The 16,974-nt window shown below is 61.4% G+C and carries 15 protein-coding genes; 8 read left to right on the top strand and 7 right to left on the bottom strand.

From position 1 onward, the window contains the following. Positions 1-4: 4 nt before the first annotated feature. The 6 genes from P3T18_RS35605 to P3T18_RS35580 all read right to left on the bottom strand — a co-directional run bounded on the left by P3T18_RS35605 (position 5) and on the right by P3T18_RS35580 (position 4,483). Positions 5-1,033 carry a glycosyltransferase family 4 protein gene (locus tag P3T18_RS35605; RefSeq protein WP_429304640.1) on the bottom strand — a complete coding sequence of 343 codons (1,029 nt, stop codon included), beginning with the start codon at positions 1,031-1,033 and terminating at the stop codon, positions 5-7. 30 nt (positions 1,034-1,063) lie between these two features. Beyond that, positions 1,064-2,005 carry a UDP-2,3-diacylglucosamine diphosphatase gene (locus P3T18_RS35600; protein ID WP_429304639.1) on the bottom strand — a complete coding sequence of 314 codons (942 nt, stop codon included), beginning with the start codon at positions 2,003-2,005 and terminating at the stop codon, positions 1,064-1,066. A 184-nt stretch (positions 2,006-2,189) separates the two neighbouring features. Next, entirely contained in the window at positions 2,190-2,711 is a 522-nt protein-coding gene (locus tag P3T18_RS35595) for an RDD family protein (RefSeq protein WP_429304638.1), read from the bottom strand. An 11-nt stretch (positions 2,712-2,722) separates the two neighbouring features. Then, positions 2,723-3,490, bottom strand: a complete 768-nt coding sequence (locus P3T18_RS35590; protein ID WP_429304637.1) for a DUF3106 domain-containing protein — start codon at positions 3,488-3,490, stop codon at positions 2,723-2,725. Positions 3,491-3,506: 16 nt separating this feature from the next. Further along, on the bottom strand, positions 3,507-3,923 hold the full coding sequence (locus tag P3T18_RS35585) for a DUF3619 family protein (RefSeq protein ID WP_429304636.1): 417 nt from the start codon (positions 3,921-3,923) through the stop codon (positions 3,507-3,509). Continuing rightward, positions 3,920-4,483 carry an RNA polymerase sigma factor gene (locus P3T18_RS35580; RefSeq protein ID WP_054034971.1) on the bottom strand — a complete coding sequence of 188 codons (564 nt, stop codon included), beginning with the start codon at positions 4,481-4,483 and terminating at the stop codon, positions 3,920-3,922. The genes P3T18_RS35585 and P3T18_RS35580 overlap by 4 nt, the downstream gene beginning before the upstream one ends. Positions 4,484-4,836: 353 nt before the next feature. On the opposite strand from P3T18_RS35580, the gene P3T18_RS35575 reads away from it, so the two are divergent. The 7 genes from P3T18_RS35575 to P3T18_RS35545 all read left to right on the top strand — a co-directional run bounded on the left by P3T18_RS35575 (position 4,837) and on the right by P3T18_RS35545 (position 14,696). After that, a complete protein-coding gene (locus P3T18_RS35575; protein ID WP_429304635.1) occupies positions 4,837-6,600 on the top strand; it encodes an acetolactate synthase 3 catalytic subunit in 1,764 nt (587 codons plus the stop codon). A gap of 124 nt (positions 6,601-6,724) precedes the next feature. Next, the gene (gene ilvN, locus P3T18_RS35570; RefSeq protein ID WP_007588180.1) at positions 6,725-7,216 is read left to right on the top strand and encodes an acetolactate synthase small subunit; all 492 of its coding nucleotides are present in this window, start codon (positions 6,725-6,727) and stop codon (positions 7,214-7,216) included. A gap of 131 nt (positions 7,217-7,347) precedes the next feature. Then, complete coding sequence (gene ilvC, locus P3T18_RS35565) at positions 7,348-8,364, top strand: ketol-acid reductoisomerase (protein WP_408522586.1); 1,017 nt, start codon at positions 7,348-7,350, stop codon at positions 8,362-8,364. A gap of 1,114 nt (positions 8,365-9,478) precedes the next feature. Then, entirely contained in the window at positions 9,479-11,179 is a 1,701-nt protein-coding gene (gene ltrA / locus P3T18_RS35560; protein WP_429304634.1) for a group II intron reverse transcriptase/maturase, read from the top strand. A gap of 117 nt (positions 11,180-11,296) precedes the next feature. After that, entirely contained in the window at positions 11,297-11,935 is a 639-nt protein-coding gene (locus P3T18_RS35555) for a phosphatidylserine decarboxylase (RefSeq protein ID WP_325043831.1), read from the top strand. Between the two features lie 24 nt (positions 11,936-11,959). Then, positions 11,960-12,829: a CDP-diacylglycerol--serine O-phosphatidyltransferase gene (gene pssA, locus P3T18_RS35550; protein WP_429304633.1), complete on the top strand. Its 870-nt coding sequence runs from the start codon at positions 11,960-11,962 to the stop codon at positions 12,827-12,829. A 319-nt stretch (positions 12,830-13,148) separates the two neighbouring features. Next, a complete protein-coding gene (locus tag P3T18_RS35545) occupies positions 13,149-14,696 on the top strand; it encodes a 2-isopropylmalate synthase (protein ID WP_429304632.1) in 1,548 nt (515 codons plus the stop codon). 112 nt (positions 14,697-14,808) lie between these two features. Here the strand turns inward: P3T18_RS35545 and P3T18_RS35540 are convergent, their stop codons facing one another. Continuing rightward, positions 14,809-15,360: a hypothetical protein gene (locus P3T18_RS35540; protein ID WP_429304631.1), complete on the bottom strand. Its 552-nt coding sequence runs from the start codon at positions 15,358-15,360 to the stop codon at positions 14,809-14,811. 189 nt (positions 15,361-15,549) lie between these two features. Here P3T18_RS35540 and P3T18_RS35535 point away from each other — a divergent pair, with 189 nt between their 5' ends. Continuing rightward, the gene (locus P3T18_RS35535; protein WP_429304630.1) at positions 15,550-16,863 is read left to right on the top strand and encodes a branched-chain amino acid ABC transporter substrate-binding protein; all 1,314 of its coding nucleotides are present in this window, start codon (positions 15,550-15,552) and stop codon (positions 16,861-16,863) included. The last annotated feature ends 111 nt before the right edge of the window (positions 16,864-16,974 follow it).

Genomic DNA, 16,974 nt, shown 5'->3' with positions numbered 1-16,974 from the left:
CGCATTACGCGGCGGCGCTTTCCTCACGATAGGTGCGCGGCAGCGGCTTCAGGTGCGCGGCGAATTGCGCGGAAGCTGCGGCCCAGGAGAAGCGCTCGGCCCACGCGCGCGCATGGTTGCGATCGATCTTCAGCGCTTCGAGGCAGGCTTCGCGCAGGTCTTCGTTCATCGCGCCCGCACCGCCGTCGCCCAGCACGTCGATCGGACCCGTGACCGGGTAAGCCGCGACCGGCGTGCCGCAGGCGAGCGCTTCGAGCAGCACGAGGCCGAAGGTATCGGTGCGGCTCGGAAACACGAAGACGTCGGCGGCGGCGTAGACCTTCGCCAGTTCCGCCTGCGTCAGCACGCCGAGATAGTTTGCTTGCGGATAGCGCGACTTCAGTTCGGCCAGTGCCGGACCTTCGCCCGCGACCCATTTCGAGCCGGGCAGATCGAGCTTCAGGAAAGCCTCGACGTTCTTCTCGACGGCCACGCGTCCCACGTACAGGAAGATCGGCCGCGCGCTGTTGAGCACCTTCGAGTCCATCTGGTGAAAGATGTCCAGATCGACGCCGCGCGTCCACAACACGACGTTCGTGAAGCCGAATTTTTCCAGGTCGCTCTTGACCACCGGCGTGGGCGCCATCACCGCGAGCGACGGCTTGTGGAACCAGTGGAGAAACTTGTACGTGGCGGCGAGCGGAATGCCGAAGCGCGCCTGCACGTATTCCGGAAAGCGCGTGTGATACGCGGTCGTGAAAGGCAGCTTGTGCTTGATCGCGTAGGCGCGCGCGGCCATGCCGAGTGGACCTTCGGTGGCGATATGCAGCGCGTCGGGGGCGAAGGCGTCGATCCGTTCGCGCAGCTTGCGGCCCGGCAGCAGCGACAGGCGAATCTCAGGGTAGGTCGGGCACGGGATGGTCTTGAATTCGAGCGGCGTCAGCAGATCGACGCGGTGACCGAGCGCGCCCAACTCGCGCGTGGTGTTTTTCAGCGTACGCACGACGCCGTTGACCTGCGGTTCCCATGCGTCGGTGACGATCATGATCTTCATCGATTTCGGCCCAATTGAAGTGAGGAGGGACTACGCGGTCGCCCGGGCCTTTTGCACGCCGACTTCGGGGGCGCGCATCACGGTCCAGTAGATCACTTTGAGTTCGCCTTCGTACGTCTCGACGAGCGCGGAGAGGCTTTCGACCCAGTCGCCGTCGTTGCAATACAGCACGCCGTCGATGTCGCGGATCTCGGCTTTATGGATGTGTCCGCAGACCACGCCGTCGCAGCCGCGGCGGCGCGCCTCGTCGGTCATCACGCGTTCGAACGAGGAGATGAAGTTGACCGCGTTCTTCACCTGATGCTTCAGATACTGCGACAGCGACCAGTACGGAAACCCGAGGCGGCTGCGGATCCGGTTGAACCAGCGGTTCAGGATCAGGATCATCGTGTAGAGCGTGTCGCCGAGGTAGGCGAGCCATTTGGCGTGCTGGATCACGCCGTCGAACAGGTCGCCGTGCACGATCCACAGACGCTTGCCGGCGAGCGTGGTGTGAAACGCTTCGCCGCGCACGTGGATGTCGCCGAACGCGAGGTCGCAGAACTGGCGCGCGGCTTCGTCGTGATTGCCCGGCACGTAGATCACCTGCGTGCCTTTACGCGCTTTACGCAGCACCTTCTGCACGACGTCGTTGTGCGCCTGCGGCCAGTACCAGCCTTTTTTCAGCTGCCAGCCGTCGATGATGTCGCCGACGAGGTACAGATACTCCGACTCGTTATGACGCAGGAAGTCGAGCAGATAGGGCGCCTGACAACCACTCGAACCGAGATGGATGTCGGACAGCCAGATGGTGCGATAGCGATGCGGCTCGGAGTGATCGTCGTCGGGCTGGCTGGCCTGAGCGTCGAGTGGCAGGTTCGGCACAGGCAACGGAAATCCGTGACTGGAGGTGGGTTCCGGACGGAACGCGACGGTGTCGACGCTCGGGCCGGTCTGGCGGAACAGGGAAGTCGCGGACGTTTTCGGGTCCATGGCTCACGCGTCGAGTTGCGGTGCCCGTATTGCGCCAGTTGCGCGTGACTGTGCCGTGACAGTCACGAGAAGTTCTTATTACTGCGAGGGGAGAGGCGTGGAAGCGAGGCGGTTGCGGCGGGGGTTGGGGCGGGCGTTGTGGCGGGGTTGTACAGCGCGTAGCGAAAGAAACGTGTGCTCTGAGCTAGCGCGCGACGCCGATCACGCGCGAGCCGGCCAGGCGGTCGTGCAGGAATTGACGTTGCGGATCGAAGCGGCCGGTTGCGGCCCACAGCACGATCCAGATCGCCGCGATCACGAGCGTTTGCGGCAGCGCCAGATGGAGCAGCGGATGCAAGGCGAGCGGCGGCAGGAACCACAGCCACGCGAGCACGTAGCGAAGGATCGCGCGGCCCGTGGAGAGCGGCGCGCCGTTTGCCGCGACGACACGCAGACGCCAGGTTTTCATGGGCAGCGTCTGACCGCCATGCGTCCAGAACCACACGAAGTACAGACCGACCACGAGACCGATCCATGCGGCGAGCAGATTGTGGTGAGTCAGACCGTTGCGTTGCTGGGTCAGCGTGCTGAAAAGATAGCCCGCGATGAACACGACGCCGAACAGAATCAGCGCTTCGTAGGTCGCGGCGGCAAGACGCCGGCGAACCGTGGGTGCCGCGCCGGATGGACCGGCGTAAGCGGTGGCGGTAGCGAGCGACTCGGACACGGGCGCCCCGCTCAGGAACCGTTGAAAATCGAAGGCGCTTCGGCTGGGGAAACCGGCACCGGCGTGGCGGGGACGAAACTGCCCGCTGCCGGAATTGCCGGCGTAACGGCCGGACCCGGCAGGGCGGCAGCCGACGCACCGACGGCGGCGCTCACGGCCGCGGCGCCGCTTGCGCCATGTTCGCGGGCATTGACCAGGCGGTCGAGCCCCTTGATTTCACTGCGTCCCGACGGCGGCGCGCTGACCACGCTCGGCCGGCGTTTGCGTTCGCTGGCGGCCAGCCGTTCCTTCTGCTCTTCGGGCAACTGCTGGTAAGCCTTCCAGGCATTCTGGCGGGCTTCGCGCGGCAGTTCTTTCGAAACCTGGTAATTTTCGCGCGCCACTTTTCGCTGATCGGGCGTCATGCGTGCCCATTCGGTCATGCGATCGTGCAGACGCTTTTGCGCTTCAGGCGACAATTTGGGGTAACGCGACGCGATCTTCAGCCATTTTCGCTTGCGCTCTTCGCTGAACGAATCCCATTGGGCGGCGAACGGGGCGAGCGCCGCGTGATCGGCCGCGCTCAGACGAGCCCACGCGAGCGGACTATTGCTGCCAGGCAGACTGGGTAATTCGACGGCGAGCGTGGGCGCTGGCGCCTTGGCGGTCGCGTTGCTGCCCGTGGCGGGCGCGCTGGAGGTTGACGGGCTCGGGTAAAAGCGCGGATACGTGGCGGCGAACGACACGAGCGCTGCGATCGCACATCCGAAAACAACGGCCAGGCCGCGCTTGTAACTCACCCGAAGAATCTCCCGCTCAGTGGGCGCGTGAAAGATACGCGTTGAAACCGTGGTCGAGATAGGCATTGAGCGGCAGGTCGTCGCTTAGCATGGCGGCATCGATGTCGGCGAGTTCGGCCGTACGCTGATGATCTTCCCAGTAGGCAATGCCCACGAGGCTCACAACCAGCGCGGCGAGCGGCCACGCGAGCGCAAAGCGGCGCAGCGGCGAACGGCGGCGTTGCGGCAGTTCGACTTGCGGCATACCCGCGCCGGCGAAAGCGGGAACGAACACCGGCGCGCTGACCGGCTCGGGCTTCTTGCGCGCGAGCGCGGCACGGCGCGCCATGGCGAGCCGGTCGACAGTGGCGGGCGGAATGCTGGCAGCGGTTTCGTCGAGCGCGCGGCGCACCTGGCGGGCGAACTCGAGTTCTTTGGTTTCTAGGGAGCTCATAGCGTGATTCCTTTGGCCTTGAGCGCTTGCGCCAGCGTGTGCGTGGCCCGCGAGCAGTGCGTTTTCACGCTGCCCTCGGAGCAGCCCATCGCGGCGGCAGTCTCGGCGACATCCATATCTTCCCAATAACGCATGAGAAACGCCTCCCGTTGACGTGCCGGTAACTTTTGGATCTCGTCGTCGATCAGCTGCAGCACCTGTTCGCGTTCGAGTTTTTGTTCGTTGCTCTCGGAGCCGGCCGAACCTTGTTGTGCCTCGAAGGTTTCGAGGGGATCGAATTCGTCGTCGTCGGCATTGCCGAGCGAGGAGAACAGACTCACCCAAGTATTGCGTACTTTCGCACGACGGAAATAGTCGTGCATCGCATTTTGCAGAATACGCTGAAACAGCAGGGGAAGTTCGGCCGCCGGACGATCGCCGTATTTTTCGGCGAGTTTGATCATCGCGTCCTGCACGATGTCGAGCGAGGCGTCGTCGTCCCGCACGGCGTAGACCGTCTGCTTGAATGCGCGCCTTTCGACGCCCGCCAGAAAATCGGCGAGTTCCTTGTCTGATGCCATCCGTTTGGGGGTCGGCGCAGCGAGCGTGCGCGTAATCGGTCGAAAAATGTCGTAAAACTCGCGGATGCTAACAAACTTTTCGCGCGACCGGGGCGAAACCTCGTGAACCTTGCATTCCGGTAACGCGGTTTCGGTCATTAGCGCGATTCGCGAGCGGGCATCGAGGCAATAATTGCTTGACCGCGCCGGCATCTGCAGATATCGTCGCTGGTTCGCAACATAAGTGACTTGTCTCAATTGAGGTGTGGCCCAAGAAGCTCACCTGTCAACTGGACGCGCCGCTTGAACCCGAGCCACAAGCCCGGCAGAGAGCACCCGATCAATTTTTTGCCGAAAATTCGAAAGGTGAATAAATGAATATGCCCAGCGCGGAATTCTCCACGTCGGATACGACTCCCCATCTCGAAGCTGACTCTATCGGCGCCACCGTGCTCATGAAGGCACTGGCCGACGAAGACGTCGAGTTTGTGTGGGGCTATCCCGGCGGCTCGGTACTCTACATTTACGACGAGCTGTACAAGCAGGACAAATTCCAGCACGTCCTCGTGCGTCACGAACAGGCCGCGGTCCACGCCGCCGACGCCTACGCGCGTTCCACCGGCAAGGTCGGTGTGTGTCTCGTGACCTCCGGTCCCGGCGTGACCAACGCGGTCACCGGCATCGCCACTGCCTATATGGACTCGATTCCGCTCGTCGTGATCAGCGGCCAGGTGCCGACTGCCGCGATCGGCCAGGACGCGTTCCAGGAGTGCGATACGGTCGGCATCACGCGTCCTTGCGTGAAGCACAACTTCCTCGTGAAAGATGTGCGCGATCTCGCTGCTACCGTCAAGAAAGCTTTCTATATCGCCCGTACCGGCCGGCCCGGCCCGGTGTTGATCGACATTCCTAAAGACGTGTCGAAAACGCCTTGCCAGTACGAGCCGATCAAATCCGTTTCGCTGCGTTCGTACAACCCGGTCACGAAGGGGCACTCTGGTCAGATCCGCAAGGCCGTGTCCTTGCTGCTGTCGGCCAAGCGTCCTTATATCTACACCGGCGGCGGCATCATTCTCGCGGACGCTTCGCGTGAACTGAACCAGTTCGCCGACCTGCTCGGCTATCCCATCACCAATACGCTGATGGGTCTGGGCGGCTACCGCGCGAGCGACAAGAAATTCCTCGGCATGCTCGGCATGCACGGCACGTACGAAGCCAACATGGCGATGCAGCACTGCGACGTGCTGATCGCGATCGGTGCGCGCTTCGACGACCGTGTGATCGGCGACCCGGCGCACTTCGCGTCGCGTCCGCGCAAGATCATCCATATCGACATCGATCCGTCCTCCATCTCCAAGCGCGTCAAGGTCGACATTCCGATCGTCGGCGACGTGAAGGAAGTGCTGAAGGAACTGATCGAGCAGTTGCAGACGGCCGAGCATGGTCCGGACACCGCGGCGCTCGCCGACTGGTGGAAGGACATCGAAGCCTGGCGCGCCAAAGACTGCCTCAAGTTCGACCGCAAGAGCGACATCATCAAGCCGCAGTACGTGGTGGAAAAGGCGTGGGAACTGACCGACGGCAATGCCTTCGTGTGTTCCGACGTCGGTCAGCACCAGATGTGGGCGGCGCAGTTCTATCGCTTCAACAAGCCGCGTCGCTGGATCAATTCCGGCGGTCTCGGCACGATGGGCTTCGGCCTGCCGGCGGCGATGGGCGTGAAGATGGCGCACCCGGACGACGACGTGCTCTGCATCACGGGCGAAGGCTCGATCCAGATGTGCATTCAGGAGCTCTCCACCTGCAAGCAGTACGAAACGCCGGTGAAGATCATCTCGCTGAACAACCGTTATCTGGGCATGGTGCGCCAGTGGCAGCAGATCGAATACAGCAAGCGTTACTCGCATTCGTACATGGATGCATTGCCTGATTTCGTGAAGCTCGCCGAAGCGTACGGCCACGTCGGTATGCGTATCGAACGCACGGCAGACGTGGAGCCGGCGCTGAAAGAAGCGTTGCGCCTGAAAGATCGCACGGTGTTTCTCGATTTCCAGACCGATCCGACCGAAAACGTCTGGCCGATGGTCCAGGCCGGCAAGGGCATCACCGAGATGCTCATGGGTTCGGAAGATCTATAACGACGGCGCGTTGAGTTGAACGCGGCGCCGGCTTCGTCACGCACGCCTTCAAAAAGGGCGAACGCGGACGAAGCGGTGCAGACCCGCTCGCATACATCGACAAATCATCTGGAAGAAGCGAAACATGAGACACATCATTTCCGTCCTGCTGGAAAACGAACCGGGCGCGTTGTCACGCGTGGTTGGTCTCTTCTCGGCACGCGGCTACAACATTGAAACCTTGACGGTGGCTCCGACCGAAGACCGTTCGCTGTCGCGCATGACCATCGTCTCCATTGGCTCGGACGACGTGATCGAACAGATCACGAAGCATCTGAACCGCCTGATCGAGGTGGTGAAAGTGGTCGACCTTACCGAGGGCGCCCACATCGAGCGCGAGCTGATGTTGATCAAGGTGAGGGCGGTCGGCAAGGAACGTGAGGAAATGAAGCGGATGTCGGATATTTTCCGCGGCCGCATCATCGACGTCACCGAAAAGACCTACACGATCGAACTGACGGGCGCGAGCGAAAAACTCGACGCCTTCATCGAAGGGCTCGACGCCACCGCGATTCTCGAAACCGTCCGAACCGGCGGATCGGGTATCGGCCGCGGCGAGCGGATCCTGAAGGTCTGACGCCGGAGGCAATTTCTCCGCGTCATGAGCCGTTGCCCGGCACGGCCGGATGCTTCAGAAGTCCGGTCAGCAACACACTATTCGCAGTATTTGAATTTCACTGAATCATCGAATTTAGCCAAGGAACCGACATGAAAGTTTTCTACGACAAGGACGCTGACCTCTCCCTCATCAAGGGCAAGCAAGTCACCATCATCGGCTATGGCTCGCAAGGCCATGCACACGCGCTGAACCTGAGCGAAAGCGGCGTCAAGATCACGGTCGGTCTGCGCAAGGGCGGCGCATCGTGGAGCAAGGCCGAGAACGCCGGCCTGCAAGTGAAGGAAGTGGCGGAAGCCGTCAAGGGCGCAGACGTCGTCATGATGTTGCTGCCGGACGAGCAGATCGCCGACGTCTACGCGAAGGAAGTCCACGCCAACATCAAGCAGGGCGCAGCGCTGGCCTTCGCACACGGCTTCAACGTGCATTACGGCCAGGTGATCCCGCGCGCGGATCTGGACGTCATCATGATCGCGCCGAAGGCACCGGGCCACACGGTTCGTGGTACGTACTCGCAAGGTGGCGGCGTGCCGCACCTGATCGCAGTCGCGCAAGACAAGTCGGGCGCAGCACGTGACATCGCGCTGTCGTACGCAGCAGCGAACGGCGGCGGCCGTGCCGGCATCATCGAAACGAACTTCCGCGAAGAAACGGAAACCGACCTGTTCGGCGAACAGGCCGTGCTGTGCGGCGGTACGGTCGACCTGATCAAGGCCGGCTTCGAAACGCTGGTCGAAGCAGGCTACGCACCGGAAATGGCGTACTTCGAATGCCTGCACGAACTGAAGCTGATCGTGGATCTGATCTACGAAGGCGGCATCGCGAACATGAACTACTCGATCTCGAACAACGCCGAATACGGCGAGTACGTGACGGGTCCGCGTATCGTGACGGCTGAAACGAAGAAGGCGATGAAGGCCGTGCTGACCGACATTCAAACCGGCGAGTACGCAAAGAGCTTCATCATCGAAAACAAGGCCGGCGCACCGACGCTGCAATCGCGTCGCCGTCTGACGGCTGAACACCAGATCGAAACGGTCGGTGCGAAGCTGCGTTCGATGATGCCGTGGATCGCAGCGAACAAGCTCGTCGACCAGTCGAAGAACTAAGCTGCTGCTGGCTGAAGTCCGGTGCGGCGACATGCCGTAATAGCCGGACAGATCAAAAAGCCGCCCAAGGGTGCTGAACCCTGGGCGGCTTTTGCTATCCTACGGTTTTACGTGCGACACGCGTCGCATCGACTGGACGGCGAAAGCCGTCCCATTTGGTGGCACCTTGTGGCCACCCCTGTGTAGCGAAGCGAGACTGGGTGAAGTTGCCTGGAATCGCTGCCGTAGGCGGGTCCGATACTCGTATCGACGCCCGCATTTGCATTGACCTGATTACCGTCAGGTTCCGCCGAGTTAGCGGCTTCAATTCCGCTAACAAAGCGGATTGTCGTATGTATCTCCCAAGCCTTAGGGCGCGGATCGCTGCAAGTACGAGCGCAAGCTCGGTGTGTCATTGTTCGGGCACGTCTGCAGTATGGCGTGTGAAGTGAACCTGCTGTACGACCAGCAGTAGCCTACGAAGACATGCGTCACTGGCAACGGTGGGGTGTGAAGCTCTTCTGACAATGTAGCCCCCAGAAGTAATGGGTGCGTGAATGCCGCGAGGTATTCATTCAGAGACTCCGAGCAGCAAAAGGGGGTTGAGGCGCTAGGCTGGCTGATACGGTTAATGCAAGTGAACTGCTGATAAACCTCGTAAGTAGGACGGTGCCAAAGCTGCTGACAGGCATCAACCAAATAGGTGTGCGGTCGGATAACCCGCTGTAAATTCGGGTTACGTCGTCATCGGACCGCCGGGGAATAGGCAGAACCTAAGTCAGTCGTGTGACATGCCGGGAACGTGGTAAGCCTGTATGGTTGCCGGTCGCAGTTTGACTGGCAGGCGAACCGTGAGGGACGCTGTTGATTGTGCAGGTATGGGATGACGGAGAACGCGAAAGCCGGTCTGTAATGGATCGGATAGGGGTTGAGACATTACCCCGCGCGAAAGCGAGCAGACTTCCGTCTGGTCTACCGTCGCAAGATGGCTGACTAACCCTTTAGCTGGAAGATGATTGCTGTTGGGCTTCTGGACCTTCAGCATATGTTTTTACCCCCTTGCGGGAGCAGATCGCTCCCGCAAGGGGCGATCTGTTCTCTGCTCGGGATTCACTTCTTCGAGTAGGAGAGCAGCATGAGAGTATCTGTCCGAAAGGATGGATCTGCGCTTTCCCACGCGCCGGACAATTGGTACGCCGTAGATTGGCGTCGGGTTGAACGGAACGTGAGAGGGATGCAGATTCGAATTGCGAAGGCGACGCGGGAAGGCAAATGGCGCAGAGGGAGAGCTCTGCAAAGGATGCTGACCCGCACGTTGTCCGCGAAGCTGTATGCGGTACGACGTGTTACGCAGAATCAGGGTGCGCGAACGGCTGGAGTCGATCGCGAACTTTGGGACTCGCCTGAGAGCCGATGGCATGCTGTCGGCAGGTTGAAGCGGCGTGGATATAAGCCTCTGCCTTTACGGAGAGTCTTTATCCCCAAAGCCAATGGAAAGGAGCGCCCGCTGGGCATTCCGACCATGCGGGACAGGGCGATGCAAGCCTTGTATCTGCTGGCTCTGGAGCCGGTGTCAGAATCGACGAGTGACCCGAACTCTTATGGGTTCAGGACAAACCGCTCGACGGCTGATGCTATGTCGCAGATATTCGTCGCCATGTCCCAGAAGGGCTCAGCCCGCTGGGTGCTGGAGGCGGACATCAAGGGATGCTTCGATCATATTAGTCACGACTGGTTGGAGACTCATGTTCTGATGGACAGGGAAATCCTCCGGAAATGGCTGAAAGCTGGCCTGATTTACAAAGGGCAGCTTCAGGCGACAGAGGCCGGTACGCCGCAAGGAGGGATCATCTCTCCGACGCTGGCGAATGTGACGTTGAACGGGCTGGAGCGAGAACTGCTGGCGCACCTCAGTGCGAAGTATGGGATCGCAAAAGCCAACAAGCTTAAGGTCAATGTAGTGCGGTACGCGGACGACTTCGTGATCACCGGTGACTCGCAAGAGTTGCTGGAGCAGGAAGTTCGGCCTTGGGTGGAAGCATTCCTTGCCGTTCGAGGTCTGCAACTGTCCGAAGAGAAAACGCGCATCACGCACATCGACTCGGGCTTCGATTTCCTTGGGTGGAATTTCCGCAAGTATTCGGGGATTTTGCTCATCAAGCCGAGCAAGAAAAACGTGCAAACGTTCTATCGCAAGGTGGCGGATACGATCAGCGGTCACAAGACGGTGAAGCAGGAGAATCTGATTCGATTGCTGAACCCGATGCTACGAGGCTGGGCGCAATATCACAGCCCCGTGGTCGCCAAAGAGGCATACAGCCGGATGGAGTCTTTGATTTTCCGAAGACTCTGGCGGTGGTCGAAGAGGCGGCACCTGAACAAGAATGCCGACTGGGTGAAGAAGAAATATTTTCACTCAGAGGGTAATCGAAATTGGGTGTTTGCTGTTCCTGTAGCTCGTGACGACGGTAGTAAGGGGTTGCTTAGCCTGTACCAACTTAGCGGTACCGAGATTAAGCGGCACAGAAAGGTCAAGGGAGCATTCAATCCCTTTGATCCTGAGTGGGAGCAGTACGGAGAACAGTTGCGACAGACGCGCATGGAACACTCGATGCGTTATCGGAAGCAATGGGTCTCGCTGTATATGTCGCAAGACGGGCTTTGCTCGCATTGTGGCTGTGCCCTGACAAAAGAGACCGGCTGGCATGACCATCATCTGGAATATCGGATGCACGGTGGTACGGACGCTCTCTCGAACAGGGTTCTGCTTCACCCGCACTGCCATCAGCAAGTGCACGCAGGTAAAATTGCGGTAACTAAGCCGGCCCGGTCCTAAGACCGGGCTTTGTTTGTAGATTTGAGCCGTATGCGGGGAAACTCGCACGTACGGTTCTTAGGGGGCCCTTCTTCCGCGAGGAAGGGGGGCTACCCTCCAAAAATACAGAAGCCATCCATGAATTACCCTCATCCGATCATCGCGCGAGAAGGCTGGCCGTTCATCGCCATCGCGGCCGTCGTTGCTTTACTGGTTCACGCCTTCGCGGGGTTCGGCTTTGCATGGCTGTTCTGGCTGATCCTGATCTTCGTGGTGCAGTTCTTCCGCGATCCGGCCAGACCGATTCCCACGCAGGCCAATGCCGTGCTGTGTCCCGCCGACGGTCGTATCGTCGCAGTGGAAACCGCGCATGATCCGTATGCCAACCGTGAAGCGCTGAAGATCAGCGTGTTCATGAACGTCTTCAACGTCCACTCGCAACGCTCGCCGGTGGATGGCGCGATCTCCAAGGTCGAATATTTCCCCGGCGCGTATCTGAACGCGGCCGTGGACAAGGCTTCCACCGAGAACGAACGCAATGCCGTGGTGATCGAAATGGCCGGCGGCCAGACCGTGACCTCGGTGCAGATCGCCGGTCTGATCGCGCGGCGCATTCTTTGCTACGTAAGAGCGGGTGAGCCGCTCACTCGCGGCCAACGTTATGGATTCATCCGTTTCGGTTCGCGCGTCGACGTGTATCTGCCGGTTGGCAGCCGTCCGCGTGTGTCGATCGGCGAGAAGGTTTCCGCGTCGTCCACGATCCTCGCTGAACTCTAAAGCGGCATCAAGGAGGTTTCCCGAATGGCCGCATTCAAACCGCGTCGACCCCGCAACAGTGGACCGCTGCCGCGTCCGTTCCGACGCAACAAGCCGATGGTGACGGAGTCGTCCGCCGTCGACAGCCGGCGCGCGCAGCGTCAGCAGTTCCTGAGAAAGCGCGGCATCTATCTGCTGCCGAACGCGTTCACGACAGCGGCGTTGTTCTGCGGCTTTTTCGCCGTGGTCCAGGCCATGAACGTGCGCTTCGAAATCGCGGCTATCGCGATCTTCGTGGCAATGGTGCTCGACGGCATGGATGGGCGCGTCGCCCGTATGACGCATACCCAAAGCGCATTCGGCGAACAGTTCGACAGTCTCTCCGACATGGTGTCGTTCGGCGTCGCGCCGGCGCTCGTCATGTACGAGTGGATCCTCAAGGACCTCGGCCGGTGGGGCTGGCTGGCGGCGTTCGTCTATTGTTCGGGCGCGGCGCTGCGTCTCGCGCGCTTCAACACCAACATCGGTGTCGTCGACAAACGTTTCTTCCAGGGTATGCCGAGCCCGGCCGCGGCGGCGCTGATCGCGGGTTTCGTGTGGCTCGCCACCGACAACCGCGTGCCGCTCAAGCTGGTCTGGCTGCCGTGGGTCGCCTTCGTGCTCACCATCTATGCCGGCGTGACGATGGTGTCGAACGCGCCGTTCTACAGCGGCAAGGCGCTCGACGTTCGTCATCGCGTGCCGTTCGGCGTGATCCTGCTGGTAGTGGTGGCGTTCGTGCTGGTGTCGTCCGATCCGCCTCTCATGCTGTTCGGCCTGTTCGTGCTGTACGGTTTGTCGGGCTACGCGTTCTGGGGATATCAGGCGCTTCGGGGCAGGGCGAATCCGGCCCGCTCCGTGCAACGGGACAGATAAAAACGGCGGCCTCCGGGCCGCCGTTTTTCGTTGTGAGTGTCACGCCGCGCGCCACTCTACGGCAGGTTCGACGCCAATTGCACGGCCAGGGGAATGTCGTTATAGTCGTTGGGTGCATGCGTCTGCGCGCGCCCCGTGTGGTTTAGCTCGCGGGATCAAGCCGGGCTCCAGCGAGCCGGCGCGTCTGCCGCGCCAATCGGTTGATCCGCCATTCGCCTCCGACCTCCGTTTGCCTTGTCCGTCGAGTGCCGGCGGTAGCGCAAGCGTCCCAATTCCAATATCCGATCCCACAATCGACCGACTCCTCAGGAGATCCGACATGTCCGACAAACTGATCATATTCGACACGACCTTGCGCGACGGCGAGCAATCGCCCGGCGCCTCGATGACGAAAGAAGAAAAAATCCGCATCGCGAAGCAACTCGAACGGATGAAGGTGGACGTGATCGAGGCGGGTTTCGCCGCCAGTTCCAATGGCGACTTCGATTCGATCCACACGATCGCGGGTCTGGTCAAAGACAGCACCGTCTGCTCGCTCGCCCGCGCGAACGACAAAGACATTCAACGCGCAGCCGACGCGCTGAAACCCGCCGACCATTTCCGCATCCACACGTTCATCGCGACGTCGCCGCTGCACATGGAAAAGAAGCTGCGCATGACGCCGGATCAGGTGTTCGAGCAGGCGAAACTGGCGGTGCGTTTCGCGCGCAAATTCACGGACGACGTCGAGTTCTCGCCCGAAGACGGCAGCCGCTCCGACATGGATTTTCTGTGCCGCGTGCTGGAAGCCGTGATTGCCGAAGGCGCAACCACCATCAATATCGCGGACACGGTGGGTTACGGCGTGCCCGAACTGTACGGTCAGCTCGTCAAGACGTTGCGCGAACGCATTCCGAACTCGCACAAGGCGGTGTTCTCGGTGCACTGCCATAACGACCTCGGCATGGCCGTCGCCAATTCGCTGGCCGGCGTGCAGATCGGCGGCGCGCGTCAGGTGGAATGCACGATCAACGGTCTGGGCGAGCGCGCGGGTAACACGTCGCTCGAAGAAATCGTGATGGCCGTGAAAACGCGCAAGGATTATTTCGGTCTCGATGTCGGTCTCGACACCACGCAGATCGTGCCGGCGTCCAAACTGGTTTCGCAGATCACCGGTTTCGTGGTGCAGCCAAACAAGGCGGTGGTGGGCGCCAATGCGTTCGCGCATGCGTCGGGCATTCACCAGGACGGCGTGCTGAAGGCGCGCGACACCTACGAAATCATGCGGGCCGAAGACGTGGGCTGGAGCGCCAACAAGATCGTGCTCGGCAAACTGTCGGGACGCAACGCGTTCAAGCAGCGTCTGCAGGAACTGGGCGTCGCACTGGACAGCGAAGGCGAGCTGAACACGGCGTTCGCGCGCTTCAAGGAACTGGCCGACCGCAAGTCGGAAATTTTCGACGAGGACATCATCGCGATCGTCACCGAAGAGTCGGCCGAGGCGCAGGAGAAGGAGCACTACAAGTTCCTCTCGCTGTCGCAGCGTTCGGAAACCGGCGAGCAGCCGCACGCGAAGATCGTGTTTTCGGTCGAGGGTAAAGAGGTAACCGGCGAGGCGCGCGGCAATGGTCCCGTGGACGCCACGCTCAATGCGATCGAGACGGAAGTGGGCAGTGGCTCGGAGTTGCTGCTTTACTCGGTCAACGCAATCACGACCGGCACCCAGGCGCAGGGCGAAGTGACCGTGCGGCTCTCGAAGAGCGGGCGTATCGTCAATGGCGTGGGTACGGACCCGGACATCGTCGCGGCATCCGCGAAAGCCTACATTTCCGCGCTGAACAAGCTGTATTCGAACGTCGACAAGCTCAATCCGCAGCGTTCCGAATGAAGCGAAAGCGGCGCGGTTCGCGTTTGAAGCCGTGACGTCACGACAAAGCCCCGTGCGCTGGAAACGCACGGGGCTTTGTGTTTAAGGCGTCGGCTCTGAGCGCGAAGCCGCTTCAGAACAGGCCGCGGCGGTCCGGATCGTGCAACGGATCGGGCGTTTTCTGCGTGAGCCGCACGACGCCCTGTTCGTCGAAATAGAAGCTGTACATCATGTACCAGACGTTGTCTTCCAGATAACGGTAGGTCCAGACTTCGCGCTTCATCAGCGGGAAGTACATGGTTTCGACCGGGCGGCCGAAGTTGACCAGCACGTCGCTCTTGGTCGACTTGCCGATTTCCATGCGATAGAACTCGTTGGGCTGCAACACCTGACGCACGTTGACGATCTTGCCGGACCCGTCGATGTCGGCGGCGGTGGTGGTTTCACCCATTGGCTGGGTCGGCCACATGAGGCGCTTGCCGCCGTTCGGCAGGTCGTAGCTTTCGCGCGGCGTGCCGAGTTTCGCGACGATGGTCGATTCGTCCTGGCCCTGCTGGAACTGTTGCCACGGTTGCGCGCAGCCGGCCAGCGCGAGCGCGCTCAGGCCGACCAGCGCGGCGCGGCGCAGACGCGCGGTGAACGGCGCGCCGATCGAGGCCGCCGTGGAGTGGTGGCGGTTGAACATGAATTCCTCCGATGGCATCTGATTAGCGGTTTTTATCATCGAGACGCATTATTCTGACATGCGCGGCGTCAAAAAACGCACGTCATGTCTCGTACCCGCTCAAAGACGATAACGAACGGGCCGGCTTGCTTATTCCGTCCCGCTGCACCTATGATCCGCGCTTCGAACGATTCTGGCGGGATTGCGACAATGGCAAAGTGGCAACGTGCGGCGAACACGGCGCGAGCAGCGCTAGCGGCGGTGGCAATGGCAGCGGCGGCGCACGCGCCGGCTCAGGTGGCGGCCAGGGTTCCGGTTCAGGCGGCAAAGCCTGCCGGCTCTCCGATCCAGCTTGCGTTGATCGAAGGCATGTCCGGTCCGTTCGCGAACGCGGGCGCGATGGTGGAGCGCAATGTTCGCTACGGCGTCGATCAGGTGAACGCGCAAGGCGGTGTGAAGCTGGCCGACGGCACGCATCCGTTCGAGCTGGTGGTGCTGGACAGCAAGGGCAGCATGGAAGAAGCGCTGGTGCAGCTGCGTGCGGCCGCCGACCGTCACATCGGCTACGTCATGCAGGGCAACAGCTCGGCGGTCGCTGCGGCGCTCCTTGGCGCCATCGACAAGCAGAATAGCCGCGAGCCCGCCAATCGCGAGCTGTTCCTCAACTACTCCGCCGACGATCCCGCGCTGACCAACGCCGGTTGCAGCTTCTGGCATTTCCGCTTCGACGCGCACGCCGGCATGCGGATGGACGCATTGGCCGACGTGATCCAGCGCGACAAGACGGTCAAAAAGGTCTATCTCCTGAACCAGGACTACAGTTTCGGGCACGACGTCAGCAGCCTCGCGCGCTCGGCGTTGAGCGCAAAGCGCCCGGATATCGCCGTGGTGGGCGACGAGTTTCATCCGATTGGTCGCGTGAAGGACTTCGCGCCGTACATCGCGAAGATCCGGGCAAGCGGCGCCGACGCCGTGATCACCGGCAACTGGGGCAACGATCTGACGCTGCTGGTCAAGGCCGCGCGAGAGCAGGGCCTCGACATACGCTTCTACACTTTCTATGGCAACAGCCTCGGCGCGCCCGCCGCATTGGGCGACGCGGGCGTCGGGCACGTCGTCGCGGTGGCCGACTGGCATCCGAACGCCGGCGGCACGGCGTCCGACGCCTGGTACGCCGCGTATCGCGCCCGGTTTCCCGCGCCGCAGGACGATTACCCGGTGCTGCGCATGCCGCTGATGATCGAAACGCTCGCCGCGGCCATGAATCGCGCGGGCAGCGCCGATCCGACCCGCGTCGCGCGGGCACTCGAGGGCATCCGCCTCGACAACGGCTTCCACGCCTCGTGGATGCGCGCCGACGACCATCAGCTGATCCAGCCCCTTTACGTCATGGAGATGGACAAGGCGGGCACGCCCGGCGTCAAGTTCGACAACGAAGGTTCGGGCTACGGTTTTCGCACGGTGCTGGCGCTCACGCCCGAACAGACCGTCGCGCCGACAGTCTGCCGGATGAAGCGCCCCTGACCATGTGGTGGCCAGCGAAACGCCCCGGCGCGACGGGGTTCGCGGCCGGTTTGTGCTGTGCTACAATACGCGTCCCGTTGTGAGGCGAAGCGCAAGTTTCTTTGCAATGCA

This window comes from Paraburkholderia sp. GAS199, from assembly GCF_050436585.1.
GTDB lineage: Bacteria > Pseudomonadota > Gammaproteobacteria > Burkholderiales > Burkholderiaceae > Paraburkholderia.
Note: the sequence above shows the minus strand (reverse complement) of the source record. Positions and strands in the feature narration are given on the sequence as shown.

What these genes read in the sequence shown, in the direction of transcription:
- P3T18_RS35605 (WP_429304640.1), bottom strand. Translation starts at nt 1,033, where the DNA reads ATGAAGATCATGATCGTCACCGACGCATGGGAACCGCAGGTCAACGGC.
- P3T18_RS35600 (WP_429304639.1), bottom strand. Translation starts at nt 2,005, where the DNA reads ATGGACCCGAAAACGTCCGCGACTTCCCTGTTCCGCCAGACCGGCCCG.
- P3T18_RS35585 (WP_429304636.1), bottom strand. Translation starts at nt 3,923, where the DNA reads ATGAGCTCCCTAGAAACCAAAGAACTCGAGTTCGCCCGCCAGGTGCGC.
- P3T18_RS35580 (WP_054034971.1), bottom strand. Translation starts at nt 4,483, where the DNA reads ATGGCATCAGACAAGGAACTCGCCGATTTTCTGGCGGGCGTCGAAAGG.
- P3T18_RS35575 (WP_429304635.1), top strand. Translation starts at nt 4,837, where the DNA reads ATGAATATGCCCAGCGCGGAATTCTCCACGTCGGATACGACTCCCCAT.
- ilvN (WP_007588180.1), top strand. Translation starts at nt 6,725, where the DNA reads ATGAGACACATCATTTCCGTCCTGCTGGAAAACGAACCGGGCGCGTTG.
- ilvC (WP_408522586.1), top strand. Translation starts at nt 7,348, where the DNA reads ATGAAAGTTTTCTACGACAAGGACGCTGACCTCTCCCTCATCAAGGGC.
- ltrA (WP_429304634.1), top strand. Translation starts at nt 9,479, where the DNA reads ATGAGAGTATCTGTCCGAAAGGATGGATCTGCGCTTTCCCACGCGCCG.
- P3T18_RS35555 (WP_325043831.1), top strand. Translation starts at nt 11,297, where the DNA reads ATGAATTACCCTCATCCGATCATCGCGCGAGAAGGCTGGCCGTTCATC.
- pssA (WP_429304633.1), top strand. Translation starts at nt 11,960, where the DNA reads ATGGCCGCATTCAAACCGCGTCGACCCCGCAACAGTGGACCGCTGCCG.
- P3T18_RS35545 (WP_429304632.1), top strand. Translation starts at nt 13,149, where the DNA reads ATGTCCGACAAACTGATCATATTCGACACGACCTTGCGCGACGGCGAG.
- P3T18_RS35540 (WP_429304631.1), bottom strand. Translation starts at nt 15,360, where the DNA reads ATGTTCAACCGCCACCACTCCACGGCGGCCTCGATCGGCGCGCCGTTC.
- P3T18_RS35535 (WP_429304630.1), top strand. Translation starts at nt 15,550, where the DNA reads ATGGCAAAGTGGCAACGTGCGGCGAACACGGCGCGAGCAGCGCTAGCG.